A 13,990-nucleotide genomic window follows, 5' to 3' on the forward strand; every position below is an offset into this window, starting at 1 on the left:
ATGGCATCACCCCTTGTTCTTGCCTCTGCCAGTCCTAGACGACTGGCATTGCTAGCGCGTATCGGTATAAAACCGGACTTCGTAGAACCTGCTGATATTGATGAAACGCCTAGAAGGGATGAGCTCCCCCTCGTCTATGTCAAACGTATGGCGATGGAAAAGGCTGAACAGACCGCCGTTCGCTATCCCGATAGTGTGATTTTGGCGGCGGATACCGTTGTTGCGGTAGGAAGACGGATTCTTCCTAAGGCAGAAGACGCGCATCAGGCGCGCCATTATCTCAAATTGTTATCAGGACGCAGACATCGCGTTTTAACGGCTGTTGTGCTTAAAAACGGCACAGACTCTTCTGTTCTGAGGGTGTCTTCTAATGTGGTCACCTTTAAGCGTCTTAGTACACAAGAAATTGATGACTATATTACAAGCAAAGAATGGCGAGATAAAGCGGGAGGCTATGCTATTCAAGGCTATGCTGAAGCTTTCATCCGCTTTCTGGCGGGTAGTCATTCTGCTGTAATGGGGTTACCCCTTTATGAGACGCGCCACCTTTTAATAAGTGCAGGGTATCTTGGCTCTGCTTCTCAAGATTGTATTGATAAGCTTTAACTTATGCCTTGTTACGAATGGATTATCGAAAAAGGTATTGGTGAAACACGGGCTGCGTTATTTTCGGATGGCGAGATCGTCAAAGCCCGTATCGACCCCGAAGAACAGATTATTCGAGCAGGTAGCATTTTAGATGTCAGGCTTAGTCAGATAACGAATGCAACAGGTCGGGCTCTGGCTGTCACAGAGGATGACCAAGCTATCTGGGTCAATGGCGTACCAAGACAGATCACTCAAGGTAGCTCTATACGGGTTGAAATTACGCGTGAGAGAGTTTTTGAACGTGGTATTATAAAACCCCCTCATGCACGTGCGGTTACGTCTGATACGCCTATACAGGCCGGATTAACGCTTGAAGAGCGTATTAAAGCGCGGGGTTATCCGGTTAGCTATCAATCCGCCCATCAATTTGATCGTTTAGAAAATGCGGGTTGGTCTGAAATTATCGAACAGGCTTATACAGGCGATATTGATTTTTCAGGGGGGCGTCTGCGTATGGCGTTAACCCCTGCCCTGACTTTGTTTGATATAGATGGCCATTTAGAAGCGCTTGATCTTGCGTTAAAAGGTACAGAAGCGGCCGCAAAAGCGATTACTTGCTTTGATATAGGGGGATCTATCGGACTGGACTTACCCGGTCTATCCGGCAAAGCCGCCCGTCAGAAAGTCGCAGAATGGATCGATAAGTATCTTCCTCCTCCCTTTGACCGAACCGGGGTTAATGGTTTTGGATTTTTGCAAATCATTCGACCCAAAAGACGCCCTTCTTTGCCAGAACAGATTGCCGCTCAGCCGATTGCACACAGAGCTCGCCAATTGTTGCGTCAGGCTAGTCGTGCAAAAGGAGCTGGTAAACGCACCTTAACAGCATCATCGCTTGTAATAGATTATTTAGAGCGCCATCCCGAATGGATTAAGGCCTTAACGCGTTTAACAGCGGCTGAGATAGTGTTGCACCCCGAGCCACTACGTTCAATATATGAAAGTGATGTCGGGGTAGAATTTCCCTGATTATCTATTTTTAGGGAAAAACGATGAAAAATAAGAAAAAGCCATTGATAGAGAATAAACCTTCTTTGAATAGTCGGTGCCCTATTTGTGGAAAGCCTTCTGAAAGAGAATTCCGTCCTTTTTGTAGCCGAGGATGCCGTGACCGTGATTTGCTGAATTGGTTGGGCGATGCCTACCGTTTACCGGGACGATCTACGCAAGAAGAAGATGAAGTATTTGATTAAATTATCAGATATTTAAGAAAAAAGAAAAAAATACTGGACAAGATCGCAATTCATTTTTATACGCCCACTCCAGACAAGACGAACAAGTCTTGGCCCAGGTAGCTCAGTCGGTAGAGCATGTGACTGAAAATCACAGTGTCGGCGGTTCGATTCCGTCCCTGGGCACCATAATTAAAAGCTATAGGGTGTTCATTTCAAAGCTAGCCCTATTTTAATAAATTTCATCTTCCTTTTCAGAGAAAATTCTATTCTTGTTTGAGGATAAACAGTCGTTTTATCGTCTTTTTTTGTCTGTTCTCTTTAAAAAAGATTACCCTGCTTGGTATCCGTTAAGGATTTGGGTGTTTCGGCTGAAAAACGCTGTAATAGATGGCTATCTTCCGGTGTGATCTGTTGATCAAGCCAATAGGCTAATATCTTTAAAATATAACGTTGTTCATCTTCGGTAAGCGTTTTGTCTGGCTCGATATTATGCCATTTATGAAGGCATCCTCGACAACAGGTCCCTGTAGCATGTTGCGCTAAAAAAACAGGATGCCCCTTGTAAGGGGTTTGCTTCCCATCATTCGAGATCGTAGCGGGGGCTAATCGCTTTTCAATAAAATCTTTTCCGTGCTCTAGAATAACCGACCGCCCCTTAGAAACAAAATATTGTTTTTCTTTAAAACCAAGCCGGAACCTCCTACGAAAAGAGGAGCGACCTAAACGCTTGAACAGCAGAACAAGAGAATCTTCCATTTGTTATGAATAGCATTGATGATCTTTTTTGCCGAGTTAAACTTAAAAAGAAGGCGGCTAATAGAAAAATTACTAGCCGCCTCGTTCCTATACTGATTAGTTTTTTAGATTATGATTGCACTGTATTTGAGGCAGGTGGAATTTTACCTAATATAGCCTGGCGCTCGAAAATATCCTGTGTCAAAGACAGTGACATAAGATGCGCATAGACTAAAGGTAAGAATCCAGACTTCACCATTTTACGGAGAACATCCCCTCGTAAGTCCTGTAACCGTTCTTCAGAAATAATCTGAAAACTGCGGTAAACATAAGGCTGTGGCGCGCCCTTGGGTTGTATGGCGACTTCTCCATCAATCAACAGCTTATGTTCAATAAGTTCGGCGACAAAGTCAGTAGTGCGTTGCGCTGAAACGGCAAACTGTTCACAAAAACCTAAAATGTTTTTAGTAAACTCGCTTGGTTCATCGCCATCAAATAAAGCCTCTCCGTCCTCGAATTCACCGACCATGCCCCGAGTAGGATCAACACATAAGGACATATCCTCACTATCCGGATTAAGTTTGGCCAACATAAAAGGATAGCGGCGAATATAAGCCGGTAAATAAATATGTGTTTCGCGGGGATTACCTTCTTCATCGAAAAAGACGTTAATCCCGTCATTCAGCCCCATAAGCGCTAAAGGTACAGGGTTAGGACCTGCAGAGAAAACAATCGGAAAACTGCGCTGAGCTAAAGCGAACTCTTCAACAGCCAGTGGGATCGCATGGATATCCGACATAAAAGGCAGTTTATCTTGTAACCGGAAGCGCCAATTTTTATGATCATGCCGTGAAATCGGGATAAGATCATTGTAAAGCACCGGTAAAGCATTGCTTGGCTTTGAAGCCATTCGTTTTCTGCTCCTAATAGTGAAAATAAAATTCGATGACTGCCTGAAAAAATCAGAGGACAAAAATGCCTATGACACATGACACATGACACATGACACATGACACATGACATTATAACGATAAATTACAAAAATATTTTCTTATGGTATAATCAAACTAGAAATAGAAATTTATTACCAACTGTGGCTTTTTATGACGATTAATCAGCGCTATCTACAGGCAATAACTTACCCGGATTCATGATAGCATGCGGATCAAGGGCCTTTTTTATAGCCTTTAGCGCCTTTATTTTTGTTTTGTTTCCGAATTGCATGAAATCAGCCAATTTAGTCTGTCCAATACCATGTTCTGCCGAGATCGCGCCACCAACAGCCATTACTCTTTCGTAAACGAAACGAGAAACTTCGATGCCGTCTTTTTCGACCCATTCCAACTGATTGGGAATATCTTTGGGCGGACAGACATTAAAATGAACGTTACCATCACCAAGATGGCCGAAGGTCAATACCGTACATCCGGCGAAGCGTTTTTCGATAGCAATGCTTTCGTTCTCAATGAAGGAAGGCATCGCGCCGACGGGTACTGAAATGTCATGCTTAACTGCAAAACCTTCAGTTCTTTCTGCTAACGGGATGGTTTCCCTTAATTTCCAAAGTTTACAGGCCTGTGTTTCATTCTGAGCAACAACCGCTTCAAGAATTTCTTCGGCTTCTGTAGCATCAGCTAAAATATTAATCATTGCTGTTTCGAGGTCGAAACCTTCTGTAATGGCTGTAGCTTCTATCAAGACATACCAAGGATATTCTTTTTCCGTAGGAAGCTGTGTATCCGGAATATGTTTTAGAACCAGATCAATCAAGCTGGATTCCATTAACTCGAAAACTTCAACCGCTTCACCACTTTCCTTCTCTAACCGGCGAAGTAAAGTCAAGGCTGCTGATGGAGAGGCAACCCCTACCCACATAACAGTCCGTAAGCGAGGTTTGGGCATAAGCCGTAAGCTGGCCGCTGTAATAACCCCAAGGGTGCCTTCAGCCCCTGCTAAAAGCTGACGTAGGTCATAGCCTTGATTGTCTTTCCTTAAAGGCAAAATATTTTCTAGTAATGACCCATCAGGAAAGACGGCTTCAATGCCCAATACAGAGGCCCGCATAGGGCCAAAACGTAATACATGCGATCCCCCTGCATTAGTAGAGATTAACCCCCCTACTGTTGCCATATCTTTAGAGGCGATATTGAGTGGGAAGCGTAAATTATGTTTGTCTGCGGCCTCGTGAAGGGCTGATAAAATAACACCGGCTTCGACAGTCGCACAGCTTTCTTCAGGAGAAATAGAACGAATAGCATTCAAGCGTCTTGTCGAGAGTAAGAGCGCGTTACCTTCTTTAGAAGGCGTGGCCCCCCCTACTGTAGAACTATTACCGCCTTGCGGCACCACGGGGACACCCGCTTCATAAGCCAGCTTCATAATAGCAACAACGTCTTCTTTAGTCGCAGGAGAAAGGAGCGCTGCTGCATTACCACGTAACTTGCCGCGCCAGTCTTCGAGAAAAGAAGCCATGACGGTTGGATCTTTGGTAAACCCTTCTGCGCCCAAGAGCGTTTCCAGCTTGCCAAGCAAAGCTTCATCTGGATGATGAGGCATCATAATCTCCATAGAATAAGGCTACTATGCAGAATGTGAGTTGGGTTCACCTTAAAAAGGAGAAATCATAATCTGCCAAAGTAGAAGGATATTGAGGTTTTAATTTAATACAGCGGCAGACTTTGCAACTTTATTTAAGCCAAGTCAAACCTTGCAACTGATCTGTTTCAATCATGGCAGTTATGTCGTCCAGTGGAAGACAGTTTGCTGACTGAAGCGAAAAAGGACTTTGCATATCTTTTCCTAAACGATTGAGAATGAATAGCAAAAATCCGACAATAGTAGTCGCTAAGGGCGTAGCAATACCCAAAGTATCGACAGCACTAATAGGCAGAAGAATACAAAAGAACTCAATAAAAAGCATAGGAAAGAATGTATATTGATGGGGCAGCGGCGTAGATTTAATTTTTTCCATGCCCCCTTGAGCATGAGAAATAGCCGACAGCGTTGTTTCAAGCGTCTGAATTTGGATAGTATCCAAAGCTTCTTTTTTAGCAATAGCCGCTATTTGGCGTCCTGTTTCCAATAAAATAAGATTAGGCGCATTATTCGCTTCTTTCAGAGCTTCTCTTTCTTCCTGTGGTAAAAAAGGCGTAATATCCTGCCATGGTGATTGATCAAATAAACGGCAACGCAAAGCATGCACATAGGCTATATGACGATACACCAGATTTTTTTTCTGCTGGTCATCTTTAATAATCATTTCGACTTCCCGAGCAAAATTTCGGGAATTATTATTCATTAGCCCCCATAATCCGCGGGCATCCCACCAGCGCGCATAGGCACTATTCGTTGAAAAACCGATAAAAAGGATTAGGGCCGAACCCAGAATCGTAGTAGGTGCCGTCGGCACATCCATCCACAAAGCCCATTCGGGATCATAAAGATAGAGTGCTGTAATTAGGATATCCCAAGCCAGTAAAATTAATAGAGAGGGGCCCACATAAGAAAAAATGTCTTTGGTATGAGCAAACCGCTGGCGAAGAGAATTCACAAAAGTCCTTTCGATAGGAATATTGAACAAAACTTAGAATGTAAGGCGATAGGGAATGGCCTTAACGCCTTCCCTAAAAGGGTGATAAATTAATAAGATTTTGATGAATATAGGTTAAACATTAAAGCCTATTTTCATGGGGTTATTTTTATAAGTATTATAAAAATTATCAATAATACATTTAAATTTAAATTTCTGTAACGTGTTATTTAATGTAACGCTTGCCAGACCGCTAGAGCTTGTGCCGTATCTTTAACATCGTGCACCCGTAGTAACTGTACGCCTTTATCAGCGGCATCCAAGGCGATCGCTAAAGACCCACCCAATCTTTCTTGCGGTGGGCTATCCCCTGCAAAAGCTAAAATCAATTTCTTCCGGCTTGCTCCAAGCATTAACGGGCAACCTAAGCCATGAAATAGAGCAATCCCGCGAATTAACTCGAGATTATGTTGAAGATTTTTACCAAAACCAATACCGGGATCAAGAATAATACGATGACGTTCAATACCGGCGGCTTCTGCAATAGCAATACGTTGTTCTAACCAGTCATACACTTCTATTAAAACATTATTATAGACTGGATTCTTCTGCATCACTTCGGGGTTACCGCAATGATGCATCAAAATAACGGGATACTTACTTTCTGCAGCTATTTTTAAGGATTGGGAATCCCAGCTAAGAGCGGATACATCATTAAAAATAGCGGGTGTTTTCTTCCATACTGCTTTTATCACCGAAGCTTTTCGTGTGTCGATTGAAAGAGGTATCGACTCTTTCAATAATGCCTTAACCACGGGTAATACGCGTTTTTTTTCTTCAGTTTCCGAAATCTCTTTTGCGCCGGGACGGGTAGATTCCCCTCCAAGGTCAATTAAAGAAGCCCCCTGCTTCATCATGGTTCTTGCTGAATCACAGGCTTGTTCGACACTGTTTTGATAACGTCCCCCATCAGAAAAACTATCGGGCGTGACATTAAGAATCCCTACAACATGGGGCTGATCCAGCTTTATTTCATGCGTGCCCAATTTAAGGGAGGCTCTAGGTGAAACGATACGTGAAATGATTTTATAAGCTTGTAATTGTAATTCTGGCGGCAAACTATTTAGAAAATTGTTGATGTCGGCGGCTGGGATAATCCGATCCTGAATGACTTCATTTTTGACCACTGTTATAACAGAAAACGCTCCGAACCATTTTAAGCCCCCGGCCAAGCGGAAACTGACACCAGAAGGCACCATAGGTGCGTTGATAAAGGCAGTCGGGCAAAGATATAGCCGAATATCAGAATAAGCCTTATCTTGGATATTTTTAAAAAAATCGGACATTACAAAGTCTCAGCAATATAACGCTGTCGCAAAATATCTAAGGGCAATAAAGTCTGTTCTTCTTCAAAATGCCAGAAAATCCATCCATTACAAGAGACAGCCTCTTGAATCTGTGCGCCTAATTTATGAATAGAGCCGATGCGCCCATCACCAGACCTTAAAGCGCCATCTATGCCGACGATGGCTTTAAAACGACGACGGCTATCATACAGTTCTAATCCGGGGCGAATAATGCCCCGTTCTATCAGAGATCCAAACGTCACACGCGGCTGTTTCCGACGATCAGGGAAACGGGTCATCAGATCTTCGTCAAAAGGCTGGACCTTACTTATTCGGGCACTGGCAGCCTTAATATAGGTGGGTTCTCGCTCTATACCGATCCAATGCCGTCTTAAATACTGGGAAACTACCCCAGTTGTCCCCGTACCAAAGAAAGGGTCTAGGATAACATCATCAGGCTGGGATGAAGCCAATAAAATACGATAAAGTAAGGCTTCCGGTTTCTGTGTGGGATGGATTTTATGACCTTCTTCATCCTTCAATCTTTCACTACCTGCACAGATAGGTAATATCCAATCCGAGCGCATTTGAAGATCATCATTGAAGGTTTTTAACGAGGCATAATTAAAAGTGTATCGGGATTTATCGGATTTTGCCGCCCAGATTAAAGTTTCATGGGCATTTGTAAACCGTCGCCCTTTAAAATTAGGCATTGGATTGGATTTTCGCCAAATAATATCATTGAGAATCCAATAGCCTTCATCCTGTAAGACGGTGCCTACGCGAAAAATATTATGGTAGCTCCCAATGACCCAGATAGTACCATCTTCTTTCAATACACGGCGGGCTTCTTTCAACCACAGTCTTGTAAAACGGTCATAGGCCGCAAAAGTATCGAATTTATCCCAAGCATTATCAACGGCATCGACCCGCCCCCCTTCAGGCCGGAATAAATCACCACTTAGCTGAAGATTGTAAGGAGGATCGGCAAAGATAAGATCAACTGAATTATCCGGCAAAGATTGCAGAATACGGATACAATCCCCCTCAAGGATTTGGTCTAAAGGGAGCGTTCCAGAATTAGACAAATCCTTATCGCCTCCGATGTTTTCTTCGCTAATGCGTGATGGACATTCGGCAAGGCGCATAAAAATTGATCCTTCTACAAAAATCCTACTCCACTGTGATTCAACGGGACTTTGGGGTCAAGAGGCTGAGCTATAAAAAATAAAAATTGCTGAATATATTTTCAGATTAGATAGAAGCATCAATAAAAAATAACACTTATTAGAAGCGATACTTAAAAAACGAATCTTTAAAGCGAGCGTATTACCTCGATTTTTGTTCTAAATAATCACGAATGGGCGAAAAACTACATCGGTGAAGCGGCGTAGGCCCCAATGTCCAAATAGCGTCCCGATGTTGTTTTGTGCCATATCCCATATTATGTTCCCAGCCATAACCTGGCCACCGCTGACTTTCTTCTATCATCAGATGATCGCGTTCAACTTTCGCTAGAACAGAAGCCGCTGCTATAGATAAGGAAAGCCGATCACCGCCAATAATCGTCTGCGATGGCCATGGCCAGTCCGGTAGGTCGCATCCATCAACAAGAATACAGGCCGGTTTTATCCCTGTTTTCGTTATAAGCGCTTTTACGGCCCGCTTCATAGCCAAGAGGCTGGCCTGTCGGATGTTGATGCGATCAATATCGGCAACGTCCACCAAGGCTGTTGCATAGACGGCATGTTCATGCAGTTGATCTGACAATAATTGGCGACGTCTAAAAGTTAGTTTTTTGGAATCATTAATTCCTACAGGAATATCTTCTTTATTAAGAAGCGCTGCCCCAGCCATAACAGGGCCAGCCAAGGGGCCTCTTCCCACTTCATCAACACCGAATACAGGGCCATCTATCGCATTTTCAAAAGCCAAATCAGGCAGAATAATCGTCTTTTTAGTTATGTTTTTAATAGGGCTCACGGTATTTAATTACTTTCAAGAAACCAGCGGTCAAACGCACTAATACCAAGGGTATGACCAATAGGGCCCTGCCCCTTTCCTAAATCGGGTGCGTTTTCTAGCGCTGCCCGAACATAGGAACGGCCTCTGTTTACGGCCTCTTCCAAAGTCATCCCTTGTCCAAGAGAGGTCGCAATAGCACTCGATAAACTACAGCCCGTGCCATGCGTATTTTCAGTTAAAATTCGCGCTCCCTGCCATTCTACTAAATGACCATCTGGCCATATCAAGCGATCAATCAGCTGTGCACCCTTGGCATGTCCCCCCTTGGCTAAAATAGGACAATCATATTTTTGAGCGAGTTTCTGTGCTGCCTCTATAATTTGAGCCCCAGAGTCCAGGATAACTTCACCCAGAATTTCAAGCTCGGGAATATTGGGTGTAATCAGATCAGCACGGCGCATCAGTCGATCAAAAGCGGCTATCGTTTCATCATCAGCCAGATGAGAACCACTGGTCGCTACCATAACCGGATCAAGAACAACCGGTATTTCGGGGCAACTGGCTAAACAATCAGCTACTTCCCTCGCAATGTCGCCGGAACCGATCATACCGATTTTGATAGCAGATATACCAATATCTTCAAAAACAGCTTTGATTTGGGCAACGACAATTTCACAAGGTATCGTATGAATAGCCGTCACACCTTGGGTATTTTGGGCAGTCAGGGCTGTAATAGCTGTCATGGCATGACCGCCCAACATTGTAATGGTGCGAATATCCGCCTGAATTCCGGCACCTCCACCAGAGTCCGACCCCGCTATGCTTAAAATTCTGGCGGGTTTATCTATATCGATTTTAGGGGTTTTATGCGGCACGGCGTACAGTATCACAGATATGATCGACAATATGATGAATAAGTTCTTTATCTTCGGCTTCGGCCATAACACGGATTAAAGGTTCTGTTCCTGACTTACGAATAAGCAGTCGCCCTTTGCCATGAAGCGTTTCTTCAGCTTCAGAAATAGCCTGACAAACCGTTTCATTTTCCAAGGGTTCGCCCCCTGTATAACGAACATTTTTTAGAAGTTGCGGCATAGGATCGAATACATGCAACAATTCGCTTGCCTTTTTCTCACTTTGGACAAGATCCGCTAGAACTTGAAGCGCGGCGACTAAGCCATCACCGGTCGTCGCATGATAAGATAAAATAATATGGCCAGATTGTTCACCGCCGACGGTATAGCCCCCTGCCCGCATTGCCTCGACAACATGGCGATCACCTACCTTGGTACGAAGCAGATTGATACCCAGACGCGATAGATAACGTTCCAGACCCAGATTAGACATAACCGTTGCTACCACGCTATCGCCTTGTAACAAGTTACGCCGGCGCGCCGAAGTAGCAATCAGGGCCATAATTTGATCGCCATCAACGATCTGACCTTTTTCATCCACGATAATGAGACGATCCGCATCACCATCAAGTGCAATGCCTAAATCGGCACGCGTTTCAAGCACCTTGGCCTGTAAAGCAGAAGGGTCTGTCGATCCGCAATGATCATTGATGTTAAGACCATTCGGTGAAACCCCGAGGGTTACAACCTCTGCTCCTAATTCCCATAACACAGCCGGTGCTACTTGATAGGCCGCACCATTAGCGCAATCGAGCACTAGCCGTAGTTTATTCAGTTTTAAGGATTCTGGAAAGCTGGATTTCACTGCGTGAATATAACGGCCTTGGGCGTCATCAATACGTCTGGCACGCCCAATATTAGCAGGCGTCGCCAATACTGGCGGTTGATCAATGGCAGCCTCTATCGCGGCTTCATCTTCTTCTGAAAGCTTATACCCGCTGGGGCCAAATAATTTGATGCCGTTATCGTAAAACGGGTTATGACTAGCCGAAATCATGACGCCCAAATCGGCCCGCATGGAACGGGTAAGAAGGGCGACACCCGGTGTGGGTAACGGCCCAACCAAAACGACATCCATGCCGACACTGGTAAAGCCAGCCATAAGTGCTGATTCTACCATGTAGCCAGAAAGACGCGTATCTTTTCCGATAAGGACGCGATGACGGTGGGGGCCACGGGTGAAATAAGCCCCTGCTGCTTGTCCTACCTTCATAGCGACATCGGCTGTCATTGGGGATTGGTTCGTGCAACCGCGAATACCGTCCGTTCCAAAATATTGCCGCGACATACGCGATTACCATCCTTTCAGATATTAATAGCTCGACTTTAAAACAGGAACCTTAATCCAGCCTTTCATGTAACAGACGTTTTAGAAAAGGCGAAATAAGGAGTATGACTCCGCCAGATACAACGGAAAGCCAACCGATAGAAGAATAAACATACACAATATTGTGAAAGCCATCTTCTGCTCCCGCACTTGTTAAACGAGCAATCAGACCCGCTCCATATTCACCAAAGGCAGTTGAGAAAAACCATGTCCCGACCATTAATCCGGTCATATTGCTGGGCGATAATTTAGTAACAGCCGATAATCCGACAGGGGATAGGCACAATTCACCGATAGTGTGGCATAGATAAATCAGAAAGATGAAAAGAACAGGAACGAAACCTTGTTTTGCAGCGTAGCTACCTGCTACCAAGACAAGAAATCCAGTACCCAGCCCAATTAACCCTAAACCGAATTTGAAAAAAGTAGACGGCTCACGGTTATATTTGCCTAAAAAAGTCCAAAGCATAGCGGCCAAGGGCGCTAATAAAATAATATAAATCGAATTAAGCGACTGGAACATTGAGGTCGCAATCTCAATGCCAAAAATATGGCGATCCGTATAACGATCGGTAAACATATTAAGGGATGAGCCCGCTTGTTCAAATAATGACCAGAAGGCAACGGAGCCAACCATCAAGAGTAACGCAGCAAAGAGGCGATCACGCGCTATCGAAGATAACCCTACTGCCTGCCATATAATATAGCCCACCAGAACAACGCCGATGACGCCTAATAACTGGCCAATAATCTGATGATAATGAAGCAGTAAAGCCGAAAGCATTATAGCCGCCAGCCCAAGAATATATATCCAATATTCTCGGGAAATACCGAAAATACGCTGTCTTAACAAGACAGATGAAGGCGCTTCACCTTTGCCTTTCAGAAGTGGGCGACAGACTATAAAAATAATAAGCCCGATAGCCATACCGATACCGGCAAGCCCAAAACCATAGCGCCAGCCATATTTTTCACCGATATATCCGCACGCCAAAGGCCCCAACGCGCCCCCAAGATTGATACCCATATAAAAAATTGTGAAAGCCGCATCACGCCTTAAGTCTTGGTAATCATAAAGTGACCCGACAATGGCGGATATATTGCCCTTCAAAAAGCCTGTCCCGACAATAATAAAGGCCAGTGCTATATAAAAACAATTAACGGCCAGCGCACTACCTTCTTTGGGGCCTTCAAACCCCATTAAAAAATGACCTATCGTGATAAGAATAGCGCCATAAAGGACGGCTTTACGACCACCCAATAATTTATCTGCAATAAAGCCGCCGATAACCGGTGTTATGTATACTAAAGAGGCATAGGATGCATAAATAGCGTAAGATTTATCATCACTAAATAAAAAATGTTTGGTCAAATAGAATATAAGAAGAGCACGCATCCCATAAAAAGAAAAACGTTCCCACATTTCGGTAAAGAACAGCAGAAATAAACCTGCTGGGTGCCCTATAAATGTTTTTTCTGAAAGTCTGTTATTCTGCAATAGTCTACCCCTTGTCTCTACAAGAGAGGTAGCAAAATTGTTGTTATTTCATCCATTTTGCCCCCCTTCAAAACCCCAATTTACTTTGGAAACAGAATATCGGCTTTTTTGCAAGCGGGATTAATGCTGGGAAAGGGAACTATTGTAAAAAAATTCCGCTTTAGAAGAGAAGATATTTTCTTGTGAAGAGGTTCTCATGCTTAATGATTATTCCACAGCGAAAAAGCTGTTGGCAACGCGTAGATCGGGTAAAGCCTCTCAACTGGAGGCACCCGGCCCTTCCGAGACTGATCTGCTTTGGATCTTAGAAATAGCTATGCGTGTTCCCGATCATGGGAAATTAGCCCCTTGGCGTTTTTTCATTGTAGGGAAAAAAGAAAGAAGCGCTCTAAATGCCCTTTTTGAAGCTGCTTTAAAGGCAGAAAAACCGAATGCCGACAAAAAAAATTATGAAAAAATGAATAAACTTGCTCATTCTGCGCCTTGCTTAGTCGTTGTTCTTGCCAAGGTCGATAAGAAGAGTTCAGTTCCTATTTTTGAACAGCATTTGTCGGCGGGTGCCGCCTGTATGAATTTATTATTAGCCGCGCATAGTCTTGGTTTTGTCGGCAATTGGTTAACGGGATGGGCTGCCTTTTCGCCTACCGTTATAAAAAGTTTTGGTGGCGAAGAAGGTGATTTAATCGCTGGTTTTATTTTTTTAGGAACAGAAGAAAAAGATATAGAGGAACGCAAGCGTCCTGATGTTAAAGATATTGTCCATAAGTGGAAATCAAAAAATAAAGAATAAAATTTAAGTACATCATATCATAATTTTTTTATTTTAAAATATTTTTATTATAAATGATACGCG

At 43.8% G+C, this 13,990-nt stretch carries 14 protein-coding genes and 1 tRNA gene; 5 read left to right on the forward strand and 10 right to left on the reverse strand.

Going from position 1 to position 13,990, the window contains the following annotated elements; genetic code table 11:
- The 4 genes from ZYMOP_RS01355 to ZYMOP_RS01370 all read left to right on the forward strand — a co-directional run bounded on the left by ZYMOP_RS01355 (position 1) and on the right by ZYMOP_RS01370 (position 2,009).
- Positions 1–606, forward strand: a complete 606-nt coding sequence (locus tag ZYMOP_RS01355) for a Maf family protein (protein ID WP_013933567.1) — start codon at positions 1–3, stop codon at positions 604–606.
- Positions 607–609: 3 nt separating this feature from the next.
- Entirely contained in the window at positions 610–1,617 is a 1,008-nt protein-coding gene (locus tag ZYMOP_RS01360; protein WP_013933568.1) for a hypothetical protein, read from the forward strand.
- A 23-nt stretch (positions 1,618–1,640) separates the two neighbouring features.
- A complete protein-coding gene (gene yacG, locus ZYMOP_RS01365) occupies positions 1,641–1,841 on the forward strand; it encodes a DNA gyrase inhibitor YacG (RefSeq protein ID WP_013933569.1) in 201 nt (66 codons plus the stop codon).
- Between the two features lie 92 nt (positions 1,842–1,933).
- Positions 1,934–2,009, forward strand: a tRNA-Phe gene (locus ZYMOP_RS01370).
- Between the two features lie 132 nt (positions 2,010–2,141).
- Here ZYMOP_RS01370 and ZYMOP_RS01375 read toward each other — a convergent pair.
- From ZYMOP_RS01375 to ZYMOP_RS01420, 10 genes are all read right to left on the reverse strand, one after another.
- Entirely contained in the window at positions 2,142–2,579 is a 438-nt protein-coding gene (locus tag ZYMOP_RS01375) for a DUF4186 domain-containing protein (protein ID WP_013933570.1), read from the reverse strand.
- Between the two features lie 109 nt (positions 2,580–2,688).
- Complete coding sequence (locus ZYMOP_RS01380) at positions 2,689–3,468, reverse strand: SapC family protein (RefSeq protein ID WP_013933571.1); 780 nt, start codon at positions 3,466–3,468, stop codon at positions 2,689–2,691.
- Positions 3,469–3,668: 200 nt separating this feature from the next.
- Positions 3,669–5,114, reverse strand: a complete 1,446-nt coding sequence (locus ZYMOP_RS01385) for an FAD-binding oxidoreductase (protein WP_013933572.1) — start codon at positions 5,112–5,114, stop codon at positions 3,669–3,671.
- Positions 5,115–5,244: 130 nt separating this feature from the next.
- Positions 5,245–6,108 carry a bestrophin family protein gene (locus ZYMOP_RS01390; protein WP_013933573.1) on the reverse strand — a complete coding sequence of 288 codons (864 nt, stop codon included), beginning with the start codon at positions 6,106–6,108 and terminating at the stop codon, positions 5,245–5,247.
- A 209-nt stretch (positions 6,109–6,317) separates the two neighbouring features.
- The gene (gene folP / locus ZYMOP_RS01395; RefSeq protein WP_013933574.1) at positions 6,318–7,433 is read right to left on the reverse strand and encodes a dihydropteroate synthase; all 1,116 of its coding nucleotides are present in this window, start codon (positions 7,431–7,433) and stop codon (positions 6,318–6,320) included.
- Positions 7,433–8,581 (reverse strand): site-specific DNA-methyltransferase, encoded by a 1,149-nt coding sequence (locus ZYMOP_RS01400; RefSeq protein ID WP_013933575.1) that lies wholly within the window; start codon positions 8,579–8,581, stop codon positions 7,433–7,435. Before ZYMOP_RS01400 ends, folP begins: the two co-directional genes overlap by 1 nt.
- Positions 8,582–8,762: 181 nt before the next feature.
- The gene (locus ZYMOP_RS01405) at positions 8,763–9,416 is read right to left on the reverse strand and encodes a ribonuclease HII (RefSeq protein ID WP_013933576.1); all 654 of its coding nucleotides are present in this window, start codon (positions 9,414–9,416) and stop codon (positions 8,763–8,765) included.
- Positions 9,417–9,421: 5 nt separating this feature from the next.
- Entirely contained in the window at positions 9,422–10,273 is an 852-nt protein-coding gene (gene thiD, locus ZYMOP_RS01410; protein ID WP_013933577.1) for a bifunctional hydroxymethylpyrimidine kinase/phosphomethylpyrimidine kinase, read from the reverse strand.
- Entirely contained in the window at positions 10,263–11,600 is a 1,338-nt protein-coding gene (gene glmM / locus ZYMOP_RS01415; protein WP_013933578.1) for a phosphoglucosamine mutase, read from the reverse strand. Before glmM ends, thiD begins: the two co-directional genes overlap by 11 nt.
- 52 nt (positions 11,601–11,652) lie before the next feature.
- Complete coding sequence (locus ZYMOP_RS01420) at positions 11,653–13,137, reverse strand: peptide MFS transporter (protein WP_013933579.1); 1,485 nt, start codon at positions 13,135–13,137, stop codon at positions 11,653–11,655.
- Positions 13,138–13,333: 196 nt separating this feature from the next.
- On the opposite strand from ZYMOP_RS01420, the gene ZYMOP_RS01425 reads away from it, so the two are divergent.
- Complete coding sequence (locus tag ZYMOP_RS01425; protein ID WP_013933580.1) at positions 13,334–13,927, forward strand: nitroreductase family protein; 594 nt, start codon at positions 13,334–13,336, stop codon at positions 13,925–13,927.
- The last annotated feature ends 63 nt before the right edge of the window (positions 13,928–13,990 follow it).

Source organism: Zymomonas mobilis subsp. pomaceae ATCC 29192 (genome assembly GCF_000218875.1).
GTDB lineage: Bacteria > Pseudomonadota > Alphaproteobacteria > Sphingomonadales > Sphingomonadaceae > Zymomonas > Zymomonas pomaceae.

Coding starts and splice junctions, on each gene's coding strand:
- ZYMOP_RS01355 (WP_013933567.1), top strand. CDS start 1: ATGGCATCACCCCTTGTTCTTGCCTCTGCCAGTCCTAGACGACTGGCA.
- ZYMOP_RS01360 (WP_013933568.1), top strand. CDS start 610: ATGCCTTGTTACGAATGGATTATCGAAAAAGGTATTGGTGAAACACGG.
- yacG (WP_013933569.1), top strand. CDS start 1,641: ATGAAAAATAAGAAAAAGCCATTGATAGAGAATAAACCTTCTTTGAAT.
- ZYMOP_RS01375 (WP_013933570.1), bottom strand. CDS start 2,579: ATGGAAGATTCTCTTGTTCTGCTGTTCAAGCGTTTAGGTCGCTCCTCT.
- ZYMOP_RS01380 (WP_013933571.1), bottom strand. CDS start 3,468: ATGGCTTCAAAGCCAAGCAATGCTTTACCGGTGCTTTACAATGATCTT.
- ZYMOP_RS01385 (WP_013933572.1), bottom strand. CDS start 5,114: ATGCCTCATCATCCAGATGAAGCTTTGCTTGGCAAGCTGGAAACGCTC.
- folP (WP_013933574.1), bottom strand. CDS start 7,433: ATGTCCGATTTTTTTAAAAATATCCAAGATAAGGCTTATTCTGATATT.
- ZYMOP_RS01400 (WP_013933575.1), bottom strand. CDS start 8,581: ATGCGCCTTGCCGAATGTCCATCACGCATTAGCGAAGAAAACATCGGA.
- glmM (WP_013933578.1), bottom strand. CDS start 11,600: ATGTCGCGGCAATATTTTGGAACGGACGGTATTCGCGGTTGCACGAAC.
- ZYMOP_RS01425 (WP_013933580.1), top strand. CDS start 13,334: ATGCTTAATGATTATTCCACAGCGAAAAAGCTGTTGGCAACGCGTAGA.